Below are 18200 nucleotides of genomic sequence, written 5' to 3'. Positions count from 1 at the left end.
ATCGCGCCAGAAGCCCCAGAAGCCCCAGAAGCCCTGAAACGTCCGCTCGGCATTTGGGGTCGTCGCTGCTACATTCGAATTTACTTATGAATAAGACGGCCGCCCCCCACCCCCGTTCCCGTGTGCAAGCCACCAGCCACCCCATCGGCTGGCCCCGGCTGAAGCGCCGGGCGCGCGCCGCCCTGGGGGCACTGGCGGGCGCCTGGGCCCTGTCCGGCGCGCTGGCGCAAACGCCCGCGCCCCAGCCCCTGCCGGTCCAGCAGGTGGCGCCCGGCACCTGGCTGGCCCAGGGCGAGGCGGCCCTGGGCTCGCCGGCCAACCGCAACTTCATCTCCAACGCCGCCTTCGTCGTCACGCCCGAGGGCGTGGTGGTGATCGACGCGCTGGGCTCGCCCGCGCTGGCCGACGGCCTGCTGGCCGCCATCGCGCGCATCACCCCGCTGCCGGTGCGCTACGTCATCGTCACGCACTACCACGCCGACCACATCTACGGCCTGCAGCGCTTCAAGGCGGCGGGCGCCCGCATCGTGGCCGGCACGCAGGGGCGCGAGTACCTGGCCTCGGACACCGCCCGGCTGCGCCTGCAGGCCAGCCGCGAAGAGCTGGCGCCCTGGATCGACGAGGCCACGCAGCTGGTGCCCGCCGACCGCTGGCTCGACGGGCCGACCGTCATCGAACTGGGCGGCGAGCGCTTGCGCGTGCAGCCGGTGGGCCCCGCGCACACGCCGGAAGACCTGGTCGTGCTGCACGAACGCACGGGCGTGCTGTTCACCGGCGACCTGGTCTTCCAGGGGCGCATCCCTTTCGTGGGACAGGCCGACAGCAGCAGCTGGATCCGTTCGCTGGACCAACTGCTGGCCCTGGAGCCCCGGCTGCTGGTGCCGGGCCACGGCGCCATCTCCTCGCAGCCGGCGGCCGACCTGCGCCTCACGCGCGACTACCTGGTGCACTTGCGCCAGGCCATGGGCGAGGCGGCGGCCAACCTGGAGCCCTTTGAGGACGCCTACGCGCGCACCGACTGGTCGCGCTTCGAATCGCTGCCGCTGTTCCAGGCGGCCAACCGCATCAACGCCTACAACACCTACCTGCTGATGGAGCGCGAGGGCATGGGGCGCTGAGGCCCGGCGCGCGCGCCGCCGCCTAGAATCGGTCGCCTCATTTCCTGGCCGCGCTCGAGCGGCGGCCGCAGACACCGGGGTTGCTCGATATGCGTTTGATCCTGACCGCATGGGGCCGCAGGGGCTGGCGCGCCGGCTCGCGCGGCCTGTGGCTGGCCGCGCTCGCGGCCGCGGCCTCGGCGCAAGCGCCCGCGCCGTCGCCAGGTCCGGCGGCCACGCCCATCGCTTTCACCGCCGCCTGGGACCAGCTGCTGCGGCGCTCCGACAAGCTGGCGGCGGCCCGCGCCGCCACCGACAGCGAGGACCTGCGCGCCAGCGGCCTCGCGGGGCTGGGCGGGCCGGTGGTCAGTCTGTCGGGCGCCGCCTACGCCTACAACGCCAACCTGGACGTCAACCTCGACCCGGTGAACCAGCGCATCGCGCAGCTGGAGCAGCGCCTGCCGATCCCGCTGCAGAACCTGCCGATTCCGGTACCGGTGCCGCAATTCCCCTCGCGCTACACCTACAACCGGCACGACAGCGGCACCACCGCCGCCATCGGCGCGGTCTGGCCGATCTACGCCGGCGGCATGGCCGACGCGGTGCGCGGCATGCAGGAGGCGCGCGCCAGCGAGTCGCGCGCCGACGCCGACAAGACCACCCACGAGCTCGCCACGCTGCTGGTGCAGCGCTACTTCGGCGCCCAGCTCGCCGCCCGCGCCGCCAGCCTGCGCGAGGCGGCGCTGCAGACCATCGCCCTGCACGACGCCTCGGCGCAGAAGATGCTCGACGCGGGCGTCATCGCGCGGGTGGACCGGCTGCAGGCGCGCAGCGCGCTCGAAGAGGCGCGGCGCAACGCCATGAAGGCGCGCGACGACGCCGAACTGGCCGCCACCGCGCTCACGCGCACCATCAAGAGCGACACCCCGGTGGTGCCCAGCAACCCGCTGTTCGTGCTGTCGGCCCCCATCGAGCCGCTGCCGCATTTCCTGTCGGCCGCGCTGCAGCGCCACCCCGGCCTGGCCAAGGTGGCGGCCAAGAAGAGCGAGGCCGAGCGCCTGCACGCCGCTGGCGAGGCCTCGCGCAAGCCCCAGGTCTTCGCCTTCGGCCAGCGCGAGCTCAAGAGCGGCAACGCCGACTGGGTGGCCGGCATCGGCGTGCGCTACACGCTGTGGGATTCGGTGGACCGCCACAAGCTGTCGGCGGCCACGCTGCAGCAGATCGAACAGGCCGAGCGCACCGACGCCCAGGCCCGGGCCGACATCTCGCTGCTGGTCGAGCGCAACTGGCTGGCGGTGGAGCAGGCGCGGCGCCAGTTCATGGCCATGGCCCCGGGCGCCGAGCTGGCCGACGAGGTGCTGCGCCTGCGCGAGGCCGGTCTGCGCGAAGGCACCAGCACCATGCTCGACCTGATCGACGCGCGCACCAACGTCACCAAGGTGGCGACCGAGCGCGCCCAGGCGGCCAACGACTACGTCAATGCCCTGGCCGCGCTGCTGGAAGCCTGCGGCCTGTCCGAGGAATTCGCGGGCTACATGGCGCGCGCCGACATCCGTCTGGAATGACATGAGCCCCCAACAGAAACGCCTGTCCGCTGCCGCCGCCGGCGCGGCGCTGATCGCCTTGCTGGCCTACGGTTTCTGGCGCGCCTCGACGCCGCCGCCGGACTACTTCCAGGGCCAGATGGAGGCCCGCGAGACCGACATCGCGCCCAAGATCGCCGGGCGCATCGCCGAGGTGCTGGTGATCGAGGGCGACCGTGTCGCGGTGGGCACGCCGCTGATGCGCATGGACAGCCCCGAGGTGGAGGCCAAGCTGGCCCAGGCCACCGCCGCGCAGCAGGCCGCCCAGGCGGTGTCGGAGAAGGCCGAGCGCGGTGCGCGCAAGGAAGAGGTGGAAATGGCGCGCCTGAACTGGCAGCGCGCCCAGGCCGCCGCCGACCTGGCCCAGAGCTCTTTCCGCCGCGTGGAGAACCTGGCGCGCGAAGGCCTGGTGGCGGCGCAGAAGCGCGACGAGGCCGAGGCCAACTACAAGGCCTCGCGCGATCAGGCCATGGCCGCGCGCGCGCAGTACGACATGGCGCGCGCCGGTGCGCGGCCCGAGGACAAGGCGGCCGCCGCCGCGCAGGCGCGCCAGGTGGCGGGCCTGGTGGCCGAGGTGGAGGCGGCCCGCGCGGAGACTGCCTTGCAGAGCCCGGTGGCCGGCGAGGTGGCCAAGGTGCTGGCGCGTCCCGGCGAGCTCTCGCCCCAGGGTGTGGCCGTGGTCACCGTGGTCGACCTGAACGACCAGTGGGTGGTGCTCAACGTGCGCGAGGACCGGCTCTCGCGTTTTCCCATCGGCGCCGAATTCGAGGCCACGCTGCCGGCCTTGCCCGGCCTGAGCGCGCGCTTCAAGGTCTTCTACAGCGCGGCGCTGCCCGACTTCGCCACCTGGCGCGCCACGCGCGCGGGCCAGGGTTTCGACGCGCGCACCTTCGAAGTCCGGGCCCGCCCGCTGCAGCCCATCGAGGGCGCGCGGCCCGGCATGAGCGTGCTGGTGCGCTAGGCAAGCCGCCCAGGCCATGCGCTTCGCCCGGGCCTTCACGCAGGCGTGGTCGCGCGAATGGGCGCGCCTGCGCGCCAGCCCCTGGGACCTGGCCATGCTCAGCTGGGTGCCGCTGGCGGGCGTGGCGCTGCTGTGGTGGCTGTTCTCGGCCGGGCTGCCCACCCAGCTGCCGATCGGCGTGGTCGACCAGGACCACAGCGCCATGTCGCGCCAGCTGGTGCGCTTCCTCGACGCCACGCCGGGCCTGCGCGTGGCGCGGCAGCTGCCCGATCCGCACGCCGCGGGCGGCGCGCTCACCCGGGGCGAGCTGCACGCCGTGGTGCTTATCCCCAGCGGCTTCTCGCGCGAGGTCAAGCTGGGCCGCGCGGCCCAGCTCACGCTGCTGCACAACGCGCAGCTCGGCACGCACTCGGGCCTGATCCAGCGCGACGTGCGCACGGTGGTGGGCACCTTGTCGGCCGGCGTGGAGATGGCGGCGCGCCAGAAGCGCGGCGAGCCGGCGCGCGGCGTGCGCGTGGCCATGGAGCCGATCAAGGCCGACATGGTCACGCTGTTCAACCCCTCGCTGAACTACGAGCAGTTCCTCGCCGCCGCGCTCATTCCCGCGCTGCTGCACATCCTGGCCATGACCGCCGGCGCCTGGGCCGTGGGACGGGAGCTGCGCGACGGCACGGTCTGGTCCTGGCTCGGCGTGGCGCCGTCGCCCGCGGCCACGGCCGGCGCCTTGCTGGGCAAGCTGGCGCCGGCCTGGCTGCTGCTGCTGGGCGTGGCCAGCGCGGGCCTGCTCTGGTTGACCGGGGGGCGCGGCTGGCACCCGGCCGGGCACCTGTCCTGGGTCTGGCTGGCGCTGGCGGCCCTGCTGGCGCTGTCCATCGGCCTGGGCGCGCTGGTGGCGTCGGCCACCGCCTCGCTGCGCACGGCCCTGTCGGCCACCGGGCTGATCACGGCGCCGGCCTTCGCCTTCAGCGGCGTGGGCTTTCCGCTGCAGTCCATGCCGGCCGGCGCGCGCGCCTGGGCCGAGGCGCTGCCCTACACCCACTACATCCGCCTGCAGATGGAGCAGCTGCAGATGGGCGCGCCCGTGTCGCTCAGCGCGCCCACGCTGGCGGTGTTCGGGCTCGCCACGGCGGCCTTGCTGGCCGGCTGCGTCTGGCCGCTGATGGGCGGCAGCCGCTACCCGCACCGATGGGGGGGCCGATGAGCGCGTCGGGTGCCTGGCGCGAGCTGGCGGGCCACTGGCTCGCCACCCTGCGCGCGCTCTCGCGCGACGCGGGCATCCTGTTGATCCTGGTGGGCGCGCCGGTGCTCTACGGCTTCTTCTATCCCTGGCCCTACGCGCACCAGGCCGTCACGCGCGTGCCGGTGGCGGTGGTCGACCTGGACCGCAGCGGCCTGTCGCGCCAGATCACCCGCTTCGCGTCGGCCAACCCGCGCATCGACGTGCGCTGGGTTGGCGGCAACGAGGAGGACGCGCGCCAGGCCCTGTGGCGCGGCGAGATCGAGGGCTACGCCGTGCTGCCGCGCGAGCTCAAGCGCAGCGTGGTGCGCGGCACGCCGGCCGTGGTCGGGGTGCACGCCAACGGCGCCTACGCGCTGCTCAACAAGGCCGTGCTCTACGGCTTCGCCGAGGCCGTGGGCACGGTGTCGGCCGGGGTGGAGATCCGCAAGCTGGAGGCGCGCGGCCAGCCCGCGCTGCAGGCCCAGGCCAGCCGCAGCCCGGTCAACCTGCAGATGGTGCCGCTGTTCAACCCCACCGAAGGCTATGGCGACTACGTGGTGCCCGCCGTGGCGCTGCTGATCCTGCAGCAGACCCTGCTGATGGGCGCGGCCATGCTGGCCGGCACCCTGGCCGAGGCGGGCCGCCTGCGCGCGGGCGCGGCGGCCTGGGCGGGCCGGGCGCTGGCGCTGTGCGGCGTGGGCTGGCTCAGCGGGCTGTTCTACTTCGGCTGGGTCTTCTTCATCGAGGATTTCCCGCGCGGCGCCAACCCCGGCGGCGCGCTGGTGCTGCTGCTGGCCTACATCCCCACCGTGTGCCTGAGCGGCCTGGCGCTGGGGCGTTGGTTCGGCGACCGCGAGCGCGCGCTGCAGGTGCTGCTGTTCACGGCGCTGCCCATGGCCTTCCTCTCCGGCTTTTCGTGGCCGGTGGAGGCCATGCCCACGGCGCTGCAGTGGCTGCGCTGGCTGATCCCCAGCACGGCGGGCATCCAGGCTTCGCTGCGGCTGAACCAGATGGGCGCCTCGCTGGGCGATGTGATGCCACTGATCCTGTGGCTGGTGGCGCTGGGTCTGTTGGCCGCGCTGGCGCTGGGCGTGCGCCGGGGACGGCACTGAGGCCTCAGAGCGGCGCGACCATGTACGCCGCCGCCTCGCCGTAGCTGAGCAGGTGGCGCTGCTGTTGCGGGTCCGTCACGGCCCGTCGCGTGAAGCCGTGGCGCGCCCAGTAGGCTTGCGAGCCCTGCACCGAGACCAGCGCGGCCTGGCGCACGCCGCGCGCGCGGGCGCGCTGGAAGAGGGCGCCGAGCAGCGCGCCCGCCGCGCCACGCCCGCTCCACTCGGGCGCCACCGACACGTCGTGCAGGTAGAGCACGGGCTGGTGCGCGCGCGGCGGCAGGAAGTCGCCGTCGAAGGGCGTGACCTTGCCGGGGTCCGACCAGTAGGCCGCCGCATAGGCGCGCAGCGCGCGCGTGCGCTCGCAGGCGATGCCCAGCGACTGCTGGTGGTCGCTGGCCAGCCGCCGCGCGTAGACCTCGGCGCTTTCGAGGAAGTCCTCGCCAAAGCAGCGGGCCTGCAGGTCCAGCAGGTCGTTCAGGTCGTCGGGGAGAAGGGAGCGGATGGTCCAGGCAGGCGCGGCGGGCATGAAGCAAGGCGTGGCGCGAAGGCCGGTGGGCGCAGGGGCCCCCAAAAAAACGAAAGGGCCCGAAGGCCCGGCGCGCATTTTATCGGGCGCGGCTTGGCCCCCGGCTGGGGGCCGGCGGGCGCTTCAAGCGGTCCACACCGTGCGGCCTCCCAGCAGATGGCGCAGGACCCGCGTGCGCCGCACGGCGGCGGTGTCGGCCTGAAAGGGGTCCGTGTCCACCAGGATGAGGTCCGCGTCGGCGCCCACGTTCAGGTGGCCGATGCGGTCCCACAGGCCCATCGCCCGCGCGGCGTTTTCCGTGTGGCTGCGCAGCGCTTCGGCCGCGTCCAGGCGTTCGCTGGCGCCCAGCACCGCGCCCGAGGGCGTGCGCCGCTCGCGCGCGTCGGCCATGGAGGCGAAGGGCGAGAAGTCGCCGGCGGGGGCGTCCGAACTGCCCACCAGCCGCACGCCGCGCTCGATCAGGCTGCGGGCGGGGTAGAGGCGCTGGGCGCGCTCGGGCCCGAGCGCGGCCGCGAAGCCATCGCCCATGCGGCCGATGAAGCTGGGCTGGGTCGCCACCGCGGCGCCGGTGGCCGCGAGCCGGTCCAGCGCGCCGTCGGACAGCAGGCCGAGGTGTTCGACGCGGTGTGGCCGGCCATCGGCCAGCGGCGCGGCCGCGCGCAGCGCGTCCAGCGCCTCGTCCACGCCGTGGTCGCCGATGGCGTGGATCGCCACCTGCCAGCCCGCCGCCGCGGCGGCCGACACGCCGTGGCGCAAGGCCGCCGGGCTGCCCATGAGCAGGCCCTTGCGCTGCGCGCAGGCGCAGTAGGGCTGGTGCAGCGCCGCGGTCTGGCTGCCCAGGGTGCCGTCGCTGAAGCACTTGAGCGTGGCGGCGCGCCAGCGCGGGTCGAGCGAGGGCCGCAGGCCGCGCAGCGCGGCCTCGGTGGCGCCGATGGCGAACATGAAGCCCATGCGCAAGGGAAAGCCGCCCTGGTCGCGCACGCGGCACCACAGGTCCCACTCGGCCTCGAAGCCCGCCGTGAAGCCGACGGCCGCCTCCACCACGGTGCCCACGCCGAGCGACAGCGCGTGCCGCGCCACGGCGTGCAGGGCGCTGGCCAGTTCGTCGGCGGCGGGGCGCGGCAGCAGCGGGTACAGGGGCACCGCGGCGGCCTCGCGCAGGATGCCGTTGGGCACGCCGCCCTCGCGCTCGAGCAGGCCACCGGGCGGGTCGGGGCTGTCCTCGCGGTAGCCGGCGCGGCGCAGGGCCTCGGTGTTGGCCACGGCCGCGTGCCCGCACACCCGCCGCAGCACCACCGGCCGGTCCGCCACGGCGCGGTCGATCTCGGCGCGCGTGGGCAGGCGCCGCTCGGCGAGCCGGGCCTCCGACAGGCCGTGGCCCACCAGCCAGTCGCCGTCCCCGCGCGCGCGCTCGCGCAGCGCGTCCAGCAGCTCGGGGATGGAGGCGGGGGCCTGCGGCCCCGACAGCTGCCAGACCAGCCGGTCCATCGCCATCCACCACAGGTGGGCGTGCGCGTCGATGAAGCTGGGCAGCGCGGTGGCGCCGCCCGCGTCGATGACCTCGTCCGCCGGGGGCAGAGCCTCGCCGGCCTGGCCCAGCCAGCGCACGCGGCCGCCTTCCATCAGCAGCGCCGTGGCGCGCGCGCCCGACGCGTCCGGGTAGAGGCGGGCGTTGCGCAGCAGCACGCGCCCGGTGGGGATGCGCGCCTCAGGCATGGGTGGCCCCGCTGCCGAGGTAGCTGTCGATCACGCGCGGATCGCGCGCCAGCTCGCTGGAGGGGCCGTCGAGCACCACGTCGCCCATTTCGAGCACATAGGCCCGGCCGCTGAAGCGCAGCGCCAGGCGCGCGTTCTGCTCGACCAGCAGCACGGCCAGGCCCTGGCTCGCGCGCAGGGCATCGAGGGCCTGCAGGATCTGCAGCGTGATGCGCGGCGCCAGGCCGGTGGACGGCTCGTCGAGCAGCAGCAGCCGGGGGCGCGACATCAGCGCACGGCCGATCGCCAGCATCTGCTGCTCGCCGCCCGACAGCGTCTGCGCCATTTGCGACTGGCGCTCCCGCAGCACGGGAAACAGGCCGAACACGAAGTCCACGTCGGCCTTGAGCGCGCTGCGGGCCTGGTGCCGGCGCAGGTAGGCGCCCAGGCGCAGGTTGTCGATCACCGACAGGCCGCCGAACAGCTCGCGCCGCTCGGGCACCAGGGCCATGCCGGCGCGCAGGCGCTGCGCCGTGCCAGGCCCCAGGGCGCGGCCGTTCCAGCTCAGCGCGCCCGAGGCCTGCGCATTGAGGCCCATGAGCGCGTTGAGCAGGGTGGTCTTGCCCGCGCCATTGGGGCCGATGACGGCCACGGCTTCGCCGGCGTCCACGCGCAGCGACAGGTTCTGGATCACCTCGGAGCGGCCATAACCCGCCTTCAGTCCCTCGACGTTCAACATGCCTCGTCTCCCATGCCCAGGTAGGCCTCGATCACGCGCGGGTCGCGCCGCACCGCCGCCGGCGCGGCGTCGGCGATCAGGCGCCCGCGGTCCAGCACCACCACGCGGGTGGCCAGGGCCATCACGATGTCCATGTCGTGCTCCACCAGCACGATGGTGCAGCCCTGCGCGTGCAAGGCGCGGATGAGCACCACCAGGCGCTCGCGGTCGGCGCGGCGCAGGCCGGCGGCCGGCTCGTCCAGCAGCAGCACCTCGGGGTCGGCCATGAGCGCACGCGCCACCTCCACCAGGCGGCGTTCCCCGAGCGATAGGGTCTCCACCAGGCGCTGCGCGTGCGCCTCCAGGCCCACGCGCGCCAGGCAGTCGCGGGCCGAGGCGGCCACGCGGGCCTCGTCTGTCGCGTCGCGCCCGAACACGGCCGCCAGCACGCCGCTGCGGGTGCGCCGGAACGCGCCGAGCATCACGTTGTCGAGCACCGTGCGGTCTTCGAGCAGGCGCGTGTGCTGGAAGCTGCGCGCCAGGCCGCCGGCCGCGCGCGCCTGGGCCAGGGGCTCGCCGCGCAGGCGCACGCGCCCGGCGTGCCGCGCATTGACGCCGCTGATGACGTCGAAGCAGGTGGACTTGCCCGCGCCGTTGGGACCGATGAGGCCCAGCACCTCGCCGCGGTGCAGCCGGAAGCTCACGTCGCTGAGCGCCTTCACGCCGCCGAAGGCCACGCCCACCGCCTCGACCTCGAGCAAGGGCTCGCCGGCCTCGCCGGGCGCGGCGCCGGCCCGCGAGGGCAGGGCCACGCCGCCCGGCCGCGTCGCGCGCGTCGCGAGCGCGCGGTCCACCCGGGTCCAGAGGCCTTCGGGAAAGAACAGCATCACGGCGATGATCAGCACGCCGTAGAACAGCGGCTCCAGGCTGCTGGCCGTGGACGACACGGCGGGCAGCACCGCCTGCAGCACCCAGTTCAGCCCCTCGACGATGCCGGTGCCCGCGAGCGCGCCCATGGCACTGAGCTCGCCGCCCACCACGGCGATCATCAGGCCCTTGATGGAGCCCGACAGGTCGAACGGCGAGGGGCTGATGAAGCCCAGGTAGTGCGCGTACAGGCCGCCGGCCCAGCCCGCCACCATGGCCGACACCACGAAGGTCCACAGGCGCACGCCGCTGACCGAGATGCCGAAGCTCTCGGCCATGACCTCCTGCTGGCGCACCGCGCCGAGCGCGCGGCCGGTGCGCGAGCGCTGCACGCGCAGGATGGCGAAGACCACCAGCAGCGCGCAGCCCCAGCTCAGCAGGGCCATGGGGCGGGGCGCGCTCAGCGACTGGCCGAACAGCGTGAAGGGCGCGATGCCCGCCAGGCCCGAGGCGCCGCCGGTCCAGTCGGCCGCCGCGCGGAAGCACACGGCCAGCGCGATGCCCCAGGCCAGCGTGGTCAGGGCCAGGAAGTGGCCGCGCAGGCTGCTGGTGGCACTGCCGATGAGCCAGGCCGCCGCGCCCGACACGCCCAGGCCCGCGATCAGGCCCGCGGCCGGGTGCAGGCCGGTGCGCGCCACCAGCAGGGCGCTGGCGTAGGCGCCCAGGCCCATGAAGGCGGCGTGCCCGAGCGAGACCTGGCCGCTGAGCGCCAGGATCACCAGCGACAGGCCGAGCAGGGCGTAGATGCCCATGGTGGCGAGCACGGAGGCGTGGAACTCCGCGCCCGCGACCGACACCAGCGCGACCAGTGCCGCGACCACAAGAAGTCCGCGCGCCTCAATGCCCATGAACGACTCCCCGGCGCTTGTGGCGTGCGGTCTGCAGCAGCAGGATGGGAATGATGAGCAGGAACACCAGGGCATCGCGGTAGGCGCTGCTCAGGTAGGAGAACACCGACTCGAAGCCGCCGATCAGCACGCCGCCGACGATGGCGCCGGGGTAGCTCACCAGGCCGCCGAGCGTGGCGCCCACGAAGCCCTTGAGCCCGATGAGGAAGCCCATCTCGTAGTGCACCCCGACCACGGGGGCGATCAGCACCCCGGCCACGGCGGCCAGGCCCGCGCCCAGGCCGAAGGCGCGGCGGCCGGCGCTCGCGACCTCGATGCCGCACAGGTCGGCGCCCGTGCGGTTGACCGCGCAGGCGCGCAGCGCCGTGCCCGCCAGGGTGTGGTTGAAGCCCAGGTAGAGCGCCACCACCAGCAGCACCGTGAGGCCCAGCACCAGCAGCGACTGGTGGCTGATCACCACCGCGCCGATGGCGAGGCTGCCGTCGAGCAGGGGCGCCACCGAGTGGGCCTGCGGACCCCAGAGCTGCAAGGCCAGGCCTTGCAGGATGAGGTGCATGCCCAGGGTTACGATGATGTAGACCAGCACGCTCGCGCGCGCAATGGGCTCGATCGCCAGGCGGTGGAACATGGGGCCGAGCGCCGACACCATGAGCACGGCGGCGGCGGCGTTGAGCGCCGCGGGCGCCCGCAGCGCCGCCAGGGCCAGCGGCAGCGCGAACGCGAGGGCCGCGGTGGCCAGCGCGCCCAGGCAGGGCCGTGCGATGGCCCAGGCCCCCTGGCGGCGGGCCGCCAGGGCGCTGAGCGCGCCCCACAGCAGCGCGCCCGCGCCGAGCAGGTAGCTGGTGCCCGGCAGCAGGCCTTGCTCCAGGCTCACCAGCGTCATGGCCGCGAGCATGGCGAAGTCGCCGTGGGCGATGTTGATGACGCGCGTCACCAGGTAAATGAGCACGATTCCCAGGCCGAGCAGCGCGTACACGGCGCCGCTCGTGAGCCCGTCGATGCCGAGGAACAGCAGGGTGTCCAGCGATGCCACCGCTCAGTCCCCCAGCAGCTTGAAGCGCCCGTTGTCGACGCGCAGCATGACCAGGCCGACATCGTCGAGGCCCAGGTGGTCGTCCTTGGACAGGTTGAAGATGCCGTTGGCGCCGGCGTGGCCGCGGATGCGCTCCATCTGGTCGCGCGCGGCGGTGCGCAGCGCGGGCAGCGGCGCGCCCGCGGGCACCGCCTTGGTGGCGGCCGACAGGGCGCTGAGCGCGAGGTGGGCCGCGTCCCAGCCCTGGCCCGCGAACAGGTCGGCCGTTTCGCCGGGGAATTTGCGCGCGTAGGCTTCGACGAAGCGTTGCAGCGGCTGCTTGAGCGGGTGGCTCGCCGGCAGCTGCTCATGCACCTGCAGGGCGCCGCTGACCACGTAGGCGCCGTCCAGCGAGCCCTTGGCCATGGCCAGGAAGCCGGCGTTGGCCGCGCCCGCGCTGTGGAACACGGGCCGGTCCACGCCCACACGCAGCAAGGCCTGGTGCGCCAGCACGCTGGACGGCGGGATGGCGTGCAGGTAGACCGCGTCGGCGCCGGCCTGGCGGATGCGCAGCGCCTGCGGCGTGAAGTTGGTGTCGGCGCGGGAGAAGCGCTCGCTGGCCACGATCTGCAGGCCGTACTCGGGGGCGAGCTTGCGCAACTCGTTCCAGCCGGCTTCGCCATAGGCGTCCTCGAGCCCGAAGTAGGCGATGCGCTTGGCGCCGCTTTTCTTCAGGCGCTCGAGCGTGAAGGCGATCTGCATGCGGTCGGTCATCGGCGTCTTGAAGGTCCAGTGGCGCTCGGCCACGGGCTCCACCACGGTGGCGGCCGAGGCCATGGAGATGTTGAGCACACCGGCCGCCTTGACGGTGTCCAGCACGGCCATCGAGGCGGGCGTGGTGGTGCAGCAGATGACCACCGCGGCGCCATCCTCGCTGGCCAGCTTGCGCACCGCGTTGACGGCGCGCGTGGGGTCGGAGCCATCGTCCAGGTAGACGAAGCGCGGCTGGAACGGCAGGTCGCCGCGCGAGCGCGCCATCTCCTCGACCAGCTCAATCGCCTTCTTCTCGGGCAGGCCCAGCGCGGCGGCCGGCCCGCTGGCCGATGCCACCACGCCGATCACCAGCGTCGGTTTGCCAGGGGCCTGTGCCCAGGTCGTGGCGTGGGTTGCCGCCAGCAGCAGGGTCGCCGCCAGCAGCCGTTTGATGGGCTTCATGTGAGTGCTCCTCGTTGTGGATGCCGCGACGGTACGCAGCGCGCGCGCTCCTCGCGGTATCGGCCGATACAAGCGCGCTAGGGGAATGCCCTGGCGTGCAGGTATCGACCGATACAGACGCTGCGCGCCGGGCTCGCGAGACTGCGGCCCACCATCAATCACAACGGAGGTCCCCAGGATGGACAGCACTCTCGACAGCCGCCGGTTTCGCGCCGCGATGGCTTGTCTTCCCACCGGCGTCACCGTGGTGGCCTGCGGCACGGCCGAGGCGCCCGCGGCCATGACGGCCAACTCGGTCACCTCGGTGAGCCTGGAGCCGCCGCTGCTGCTCGTGTGCGTGCGCAACGAAAGCCGCTGGCTTTCGCCGCTGCGGCGCCACGGCCGCTTCTCGGTCAACGTGCTCAAGGCCGGCCACCAGGCCGTGTCCCAGTACTACGCCGGCCGCGGCGACGCCGGCTGCGAGGCCCCCTGGGCCCTGGAGCAGGGCGTGCCCGTGCTCGACAACGCCGGCGCCGCCCTGGTCTGCGAGGTCGTGGCGCAGCACGCCGCGGGCGACCACACCATCGTCGTCGGACAGGTGAACGCCCTGCGCCACGGCGATCTCGACGCGCGCGCTGGTCTACCTGCGGGGCCAGTACCACGAACTCGGAGGGGCCGCCGCATGAGCCGCACCGCAACAGCTTCACCCGCCCCGGCGATCGAGGAACTGGTGGCGCGGGCGCGTGGCCTGGCGCCGCTGCTGCGCGACTGCGCGCCGCGGCACGAGGCCGAGCGCCGCGTGTCCGACGAGGCGATGGCCGCGATGCGCGGCATCGGCCTGTTCCGCATCGTGCAGCCCGCGGCCTGCGGCGGCTGGGACATGCACCCGCGCGCGCTGTTCGAATGCGCGCGCGAAGTGGCCCGCGCCGACACGGCGGCCGGCTGGATCCTCTGTCTGGCGGGCGTGCACCCCTGGCTGCTCGGTATGTTCGAGCCGCGCTTTCAGGACGAGGTGTTCGCCGGCGGCCGCGACGCGGTGGTGCCCGTGCTCAGCGGCGGGGTGGGGCGCGACGTGCAGGTGCGCCTCGAAGGGGATGCGCTGCGCCTGTCGGGCCGCTGGCTGTACGCCTCGGGCGTGGACGTGGCCGACTGGCTGTGCGTGATGGTGGCGGTGCCGCGGGACGGCGGCCCGCCCGAGCAGCGGCTCGCGGCGGTGCCGCGCAGCGCCTTCACGGTCGACGACACCAGCTGGCAGGTGGCCAGCATGCGCGGCACCGGCAGCAAGGACGTGAGCCTGAGCGACTGCCTCGTGCCGCTGTACCGCACCCTCTCCTGGGCCGACGCGCAGCGCGGCGTGTACCCGGGCGAGGCCCGCAACCACGGCCCCATGTACCGCATGCCGCTCAACGCGGTGTTCGCGTTGTGCACCGCGGCGGGCGTGGTGGGCGGCGCCTTCGGCCTGCTCGACGCCGTCATCGCGCTGGGCCGCAAGCGCATCGCCAACGCCACCTCGACCGCGCAGTCGGAGGACCGCCACAACCAGATCGAACTGGGCCAGGGCGCGGCGCAGATCCACATGGCGCACCGCCTGATCGTCTCCGACATCGACGAGATGCACGCCCAGGCCGAGCGCGGCGAGCCCTTTGGCCAGGAACAGCGCGCCCGCTACCGGGCCGACGCCGCGCTGGCCTCGCGCATGGCGGTGGCGGCGGCCGGCCGGCTGGTGGCCACCTGCGGCGGGGCCATCCTGCCGCAGGGGCCGGTGGAGCGCTTCTTTCGCGACATCCACGGCATGGCCTCCCACTTCCTGCTGCAGGCCGAGGTGGGTGGCGAGCTCTACGGCAAGACGCTCTATGGCCTGGAACTGCCGCCGACCACGCGCCTGTGAGCGTGGCATTGAAGGATCGCGGCCATGAAGCTAGATTCCCCCGCCATGAGCGAACGCCGACAAGAAACCTGGGGCCTGTCCCCCGAGGACGTGGAGCTGTGGCTGCGGCACGACTACCTGGCCGACCGCCTGCGCATCCGCAAGGGCAACCTGCTGTATGGACAGGGGGAGGTGTCGCCGCACTTCTTCCTGATCCTCTCGGGCGAGGTGCGCATCTCCTGCTTCGAGGAAGACGGGCAGGAGATCACCATCGAGGTCATGGGCCCCAACGGCCTGTGCGGGGACGCCCCGGCGTTCGACGGGCTGCCGCGCTTCTCCACCGCGGTGGCCCTGCGCGACGCCGAGGTGCTGCGCTTCGACGCGCGGCGCCTGCGCGAGGCCTTCGCTTCCCATCCCGAGCTGGCCCTGTCCCTGCTGCGCATCGTGAGCATCAAGCAGCGCGTGCTGGCCATCCGGCTCGAATACGCCTTCTCGCTGCCCCCCGAGGCGCGCGTGCTGCACCTGCTGCGTCGCGTGGCCGGCATCTTCGGCACCACCACCGCGCAGGGGCGGGAGATGACCGTGCACCTCACGCATGAGCAGGTGGGGCGAATGACCGGCACCTCGCGCGTGACCGTCACGCGCGTGATCAACCGCCTGCGCCAGCGCGGCCAACTGGCGATGAACGGGTCGCGCTTCGTGGTTCTCAACGAAGGTGACCCGCCGGGCGAAGGCTGGCCCGAGACGCGGGCCGAGGCCTCCAACACACGCTGAGGGCGCGCGCCCGGCGCGCCCTCAGCGCGGACTCAGGCCTGGGCCTCGGGTCCGTTGTCGTTGTCCATGTCGAGCATGGCGCGCCATTGCCCGTCGACCTTCTTCCACACCACCACGTACTTGCCGACGAAGCTCACCGGCCCTTCGTCCTTGACCATGCTGATGCGGTAGAGGCCGATGTCGTAGGCCATGTCACCGGCGTCCGACACGTGCAGCGTGGGCGTGTACTCGGCCACGAAGTCCTTGCGCTGCAGGTAGCCGCCCCAGACCTCCTGCAGCTTGGCCCGGCCCGTGGCCAGCGGCCGGCCGGGCGGCATGTAGGTGGCGTCGTCGGCGTAGATGGACAGGATGGCCTGCAGGTCGCGTTCGCGGATGGCCTTCATCCACTCCTGGTAGCGCTGGGTGATCGCCGCGACGGCGTCGGGGTGCTTGCTCATGAAATCTCCATGTGATCCGTGCAACCGCTTGTGCACGGGGCCATGGTGCGCACGGCGGCCCGCCGTGTCTGTATAGGCCGATACCGAGCGCGGCTCAGAGGCCGAGCCGGCGCATGCGATCGGCCATGTCGGACCAGACCTCCTTGGAGGCGATGAGGCCGTTGTCGATGTCGAAGCGGTCGATGTAGCGCACGCCATCGAAGGCCTGGCCATTGGCGAACACGCCGCTGACCGTGCCTTGGGCGAAGACCACGGTGCGGCCCTGGTGGTTCTGCGCCAGCTCCATCGCGCCATAGGTGTAGGCCACGCGCTGGTAGCGCGGACCGCTCAGGGCGAGGAAATCGGCCACGCGCTGGAAGCGGGTGGGGCCGGGAAAGACCAACTGGACGTCGGGCGTGAGGCAGCGCTGGGCCGCGTCGGCGTCACCGTCGTTGACGGCGCGGATGAAGCGCTCGATCAGTTCGCGGGCGTGTTCTAGGGGTGTCATGGCGAAGGCCCAAGTGAAGGAAACCCCATTCTTGGGCCGCGGCGCGGGTCGCGGCTGTATCGGGTGATACCGGCGCGGCGGGGGGCGTGGCGCTACCGCCTTTGCGGCCACATTCGAATCAGCGTGTTGTCCCGCGTGATGAAGTGGTGGAACAGCGCCGCAAAGGCATGCGCGCCCACCAGGAAATAGCCCAGCGTGCCGAGTGCTTCGTGGACCTCTTTCAACTGCTTGCCAAGGTCCTTGTTTTCCGCCAAGAGCGCTGGCAGCTGGATGCCGAAGAACGGGATCGGTTTTCCCGAGGCGCTGAGCGTCAGCCAGCCGAGCAGGGGCATGGCCACCAGAAAGACGTACAGCGTGACGTGCATGGCGCTCGCCAGCCATTGCTGCCAGCGGGGCATCGGTGGCACGACGGCCGGGGTCTTGCCCAGGATGCGGTTGAACAGGCGCGGGGCCATGAGGGCCAACACCGCCAGGCCGAGCATGAAATGCCCGTCCTTCAAGGCTTCGCGCGGTGCGCTTCCCTTGGCGAAGAGGTCGGTCAGGTTGATGCAGGCATAGACGCCGATCAAGACGAGCACCGTCAACCAGTGGAGGGTCATGGAAACGGTGCCGTAGCGGCTCGACGTGTTTTTCCAGTTCATTTCGAGAGTCCTTGGTCCGCGGGAGCACGCAGTGTTCAATCCCAGGATTTACGCTGCCTTAAGTCCAAGCCTGTGCCGCCTTGGAGGCGGGCGCCCTGAGCGAGGCCTCGAGTGCCGAAACAAAAAAGCCCCGCAACACGAGGGTTGACGGGGCTTTCAGGGCTCTGGGTGAAGCGACCTGGGTCGTTCTGAGCGTGATGGTTGGCGGAGAGGGCGTCCGCCAAGTATGGGTGTTGAGACATCTCACAAAGTCTCAAACGACCATCATTCCTCTCTATGTGCATAGCGGCCTATTGACCCGGGTGGCATCACGACGTATCGTGCAATCTCATTGTTGATGGTACGTTTTTTGGTGCACAAACCGCTATGCCAAAGAAGGCGAAGGAACTCGGCGCGCTGGAGGTGAAGCGGCTCACGGAGCCAGGGCTTCACTTCGTCGGTGGGATTGCTGGTTTGGGATTACAAGTGAGCCCCTCCGGCGCCAAGAGTTGGGTGCTGCGGGCCGTCATCGGCAACAAGCGCCGCAAGATGGGCTTGGGCGGTTTTCCCGACGTGCCGCTGGCCAGGGCACGGCTGCTTGCCATAGAGGCTCGCGACCAGATCCGCAACGGTGTGGACCCCATCGACCAGAAGAAAGCCCGCCGTCGTGACCTGGCTGCCAGCCGAGCCATGGATGTGACCTTCAGGCGCTGCGCCGAGGACTACATTGCCTCCCACCGTGGTTCTTGGAAGAACGAGAAGCACGAGGCGCAGTGGTCCAGCACGCTTGAGAACTACGCCTACCCGGTGATCGGGGATCTCTGGGTGCGAGACGTGACCAAGGCTCATGTGCTGAGCATCCTTAAGCCCATCTGGCATACCAAGACTGAGACGGCCAGTCGCCTGAGGGGGCGCATTGAAGCGGTGCTTGATTCCGCCACCACCATGGATCTGCGCACGGGATTGAACCCAGCCAGGTGGAAGGGCAATCTCTCGACCCTGCTACCTGCCGCCAGGAAGATCGCAAAGAGCACGCACTTCAAGGCGGTGCCCGTGCCTGAGCTGCCGGCGTTCTTCCAACGTCTTCAGGCCCAGGAAGGCGTTTCCGCCCGAGCCTTGGAGT

Annotated in this window: 17 protein-coding genes; 8 read left to right on the top strand and 9 right to left on the bottom strand. The window is 72.3% G+C overall.

Annotated elements, in window-relative coordinates:
• Positions 1–122: 122 nt before the first annotated feature.
• The 5 genes from BGO22_RS05415 (at position 123) to BGO22_RS05395 (ending at position 5972) form a co-directional block, all read left to right on the top strand.
• Positions 123–1118: an MBL fold metallo-hydrolase gene (locus BGO22_RS05415; RefSeq protein WP_502686429.1), complete on the top strand. Its 996-nt coding sequence runs from the start codon at positions 123–125 to the stop codon at positions 1116–1118.
• Positions 1119–1213: 95 nt separating this feature from the next.
• Entirely contained in the window at positions 1214–2662 is a 1449-nt protein-coding gene (locus BGO22_RS05410; protein WP_254668137.1) for a TolC family protein, read from the top strand.
• 1 nt (position 2663) lies between these two features.
• On the top strand, positions 2664–3641 hold the full coding sequence (locus tag BGO22_RS05405) for an HlyD family secretion protein (RefSeq protein WP_070398663.1): 978 nt from the start codon (positions 2664–2666) through the stop codon (positions 3639–3641).
• 16 nt (positions 3642–3657) lie between these two features.
• Positions 3658–4842, top strand: a complete 1185-nt coding sequence (locus BGO22_RS05400) for an ABC transporter permease (protein WP_070398662.1) — start codon at positions 3658–3660, stop codon at positions 4840–4842.
• The gene (locus BGO22_RS05395; protein ID WP_070398661.1) at positions 4839–5972 is read left to right on the top strand and encodes an ABC transporter permease; all 1134 of its coding nucleotides are present in this window, start codon (positions 4839–4841) and stop codon (positions 5970–5972) included. Before BGO22_RS05400 ends, BGO22_RS05395 begins: the two co-directional genes overlap by 4 nt.
• Positions 5973–5976: 4 nt before the next feature.
• Here the strand turns inward: BGO22_RS05395 and BGO22_RS05390 are convergent, their stop codons facing one another.
• The 6 genes from BGO22_RS05390 to BGO22_RS05365 all read right to left on the bottom strand — a co-directional run bounded on the left by BGO22_RS05390 (position 5977) and on the right by BGO22_RS05365 (position 12913).
• Positions 5977–6498, bottom strand: a complete 522-nt coding sequence (locus BGO22_RS05390) for a GNAT family N-acetyltransferase (protein ID WP_070398660.1) — start codon at positions 6496–6498, stop codon at positions 5977–5979.
• A 123-nt stretch (positions 6499–6621) separates the two neighbouring features.
• Positions 6622–8214: an amidohydrolase gene (locus BGO22_RS05385; protein WP_070398659.1), complete on the bottom strand. Its 1593-nt coding sequence runs from the start codon at positions 8212–8214 to the stop codon at positions 6622–6624.
• Entirely contained in the window at positions 8207–8932 is a 726-nt protein-coding gene (locus tag BGO22_RS05380; RefSeq protein WP_070398658.1) for an ABC transporter ATP-binding protein, read from the bottom strand. The genes BGO22_RS05385 and BGO22_RS05380 overlap by 8 nt, the downstream gene beginning before the upstream one ends.
• Entirely contained in the window at positions 8926–10686 is a 1761-nt protein-coding gene (locus tag BGO22_RS05375) for a branched-chain amino acid ABC transporter ATP-binding protein/permease (protein ID WP_070398657.1), read from the bottom strand. The genes BGO22_RS05380 and BGO22_RS05375 overlap by 7 nt, the downstream gene beginning before the upstream one ends.
• Positions 10676–11719: a branched-chain amino acid ABC transporter permease gene (locus tag BGO22_RS05370; RefSeq protein ID WP_083293104.1), complete on the bottom strand. Its 1044-nt coding sequence runs from the start codon at positions 11717–11719 to the stop codon at positions 10676–10678. Before BGO22_RS05370 ends, BGO22_RS05375 begins: the two co-directional genes overlap by 11 nt.
• Before the next feature lie 3 nt (positions 11720–11722).
• A complete protein-coding gene (locus tag BGO22_RS05365; protein ID WP_070398656.1) occupies positions 11723–12913 on the bottom strand; it encodes an ABC transporter substrate-binding protein in 1191 nt (396 codons plus the stop codon).
• 178 nt (positions 12914–13091) lie between these two features.
• On the opposite strand from BGO22_RS05365, the gene BGO22_RS05360 reads away from it, so the two are divergent.
• Both BGO22_RS05360 and BGO22_RS05355 read left to right on the top strand, forming a co-directional pair.
• Positions 13092–14780, top strand: a complete 1689-nt coding sequence (locus tag BGO22_RS05360; protein ID WP_286849534.1) for a flavin reductase — start codon at positions 13092–13094, stop codon at positions 14778–14780.
• 24 nt (positions 14781–14804) lie between these two features.
• On the top strand, positions 14805–15533 hold the full coding sequence (locus BGO22_RS05355; RefSeq protein WP_083293097.1) for a Crp/Fnr family transcriptional regulator: 729 nt from the start codon (positions 14805–14807) through the stop codon (positions 15531–15533).
• A 32-nt stretch (positions 15534–15565) separates the two neighbouring features.
• On the opposite strand, the gene BGO22_RS05350 is transcribed toward BGO22_RS05355, so the two are convergent.
• The 3 genes from BGO22_RS05350 to BGO22_RS05340 form a co-directional block, all read right to left on the bottom strand.
• Positions 15566–15970, bottom strand: a complete 405-nt coding sequence (locus tag BGO22_RS05350) for a YybH family protein (protein ID WP_070398652.1) — start codon at positions 15968–15970, stop codon at positions 15566–15568.
• 94 nt (positions 15971–16064) lie between these two features.
• A complete protein-coding gene (locus tag BGO22_RS05345; protein ID WP_070398651.1) occupies positions 16065–16457 on the bottom strand; it encodes a nuclear transport factor 2 family protein in 393 nt (130 codons plus the stop codon).
• Between the two features lie 92 nt (positions 16458–16549).
• On the bottom strand, positions 16550–17098 hold the full coding sequence (locus BGO22_RS05340; protein WP_070398650.1) for a cytochrome b: 549 nt from the start codon (positions 17096–17098) through the stop codon (positions 16550–16552).
• A gap of 366 nt (positions 17099–17464) precedes the next feature.
• Between BGO22_RS05340 and BGO22_RS05335 the strand changes: the two genes are divergently transcribed.
• Positions 17465–18200, top strand: a 736-nt coding sequence (locus BGO22_RS05335; protein ID WP_286849530.1) for a tyrosine-type recombinase/integrase, incomplete at its 3' end; no start/stop codon positions are given.

The sequence above is a fragment of the Hydrogenophaga sp. 70-12 genome (assembly GCF_001897365.1).
Classification (GTDB): domain Bacteria; phylum Pseudomonadota; class Gammaproteobacteria; order Burkholderiales; family Burkholderiaceae_C; genus Hydrogenophaga; species Hydrogenophaga borbori.
Note: the sequence above shows the minus strand (reverse complement) of the source record. Positions and strands in the feature narration are given on the sequence as shown.

Excerpts from the sequence above, each read along its gene's own strand:
- BGO22_RS05395 (WP_070398661.1), top strand. The coding sequence starts at position 4,839 with ATGAGCGCGTCGGGTGCCTGGCGCGAGCTGGCGGGCCACTGGCTCGCC.
- BGO22_RS05375 (WP_070398657.1), bottom strand. The coding sequence starts at position 10,686 with ATGGGCATTGAGGCGCGCGGACTTCTTGTGGTCGCGGCACTGGTCGCG.
- BGO22_RS05380 (WP_070398658.1), bottom strand. The coding sequence starts at position 8,932 with ATGTTGAACGTCGAGGGACTGAAGGCGGGTTATGGCCGCTCCGAGGTG.
- BGO22_RS05355 (WP_083293097.1), top strand. The coding sequence starts at position 14,805 with ATGAAGCTAGATTCCCCCGCCATGAGCGAACGCCGACAAGAAACCTGG.
- BGO22_RS05385 (WP_070398659.1), bottom strand. The coding sequence starts at position 8,214 with ATGCCTGAGGCGCGCATCCCCACCGGGCGCGTGCTGCTGCGCAACGCC.
- BGO22_RS05350 (WP_070398652.1), bottom strand. The coding sequence starts at position 15,970 with ATGAGCAAGCACCCCGACGCCGTCGCGGCGATCACCCAGCGCTACCAG.
- BGO22_RS05390 (WP_070398660.1), bottom strand. The coding sequence starts at position 6,498 with ATGCCCGCCGCGCCTGCCTGGACCATCCGCTCCCTTCTCCCCGACGAC.
- BGO22_RS05340 (WP_070398650.1), bottom strand. The coding sequence starts at position 17,098 with ATGAACTGGAAAAACACGTCGAGCCGCTACGGCACCGTTTCCATGACC.
- BGO22_RS05405 (WP_070398663.1), top strand. The coding sequence starts at position 2,664 with ATGAGCCCCCAACAGAAACGCCTGTCCGCTGCCGCCGCCGGCGCGGCG.
- BGO22_RS05360 (WP_286849534.1), top strand. The coding sequence starts at position 13,092 with ATGGACAGCACTCTCGACAGCCGCCGGTTTCGCGCCGCGATGGCTTGT.
- BGO22_RS05365 (WP_070398656.1), bottom strand. The coding sequence starts at position 12,913 with ATGAAGCCCATCAAACGGCTGCTGGCGGCGACCCTGCTGCTGGCGGCA.
- BGO22_RS05345 (WP_070398651.1), bottom strand. The coding sequence starts at position 16,457 with ATGACACCCCTAGAACACGCCCGCGAACTGATCGAGCGCTTCATCCGC.
- BGO22_RS05400 (WP_070398662.1), top strand. The coding sequence starts at position 3,658 with ATGCGCTTCGCCCGGGCCTTCACGCAGGCGTGGTCGCGCGAATGGGCG.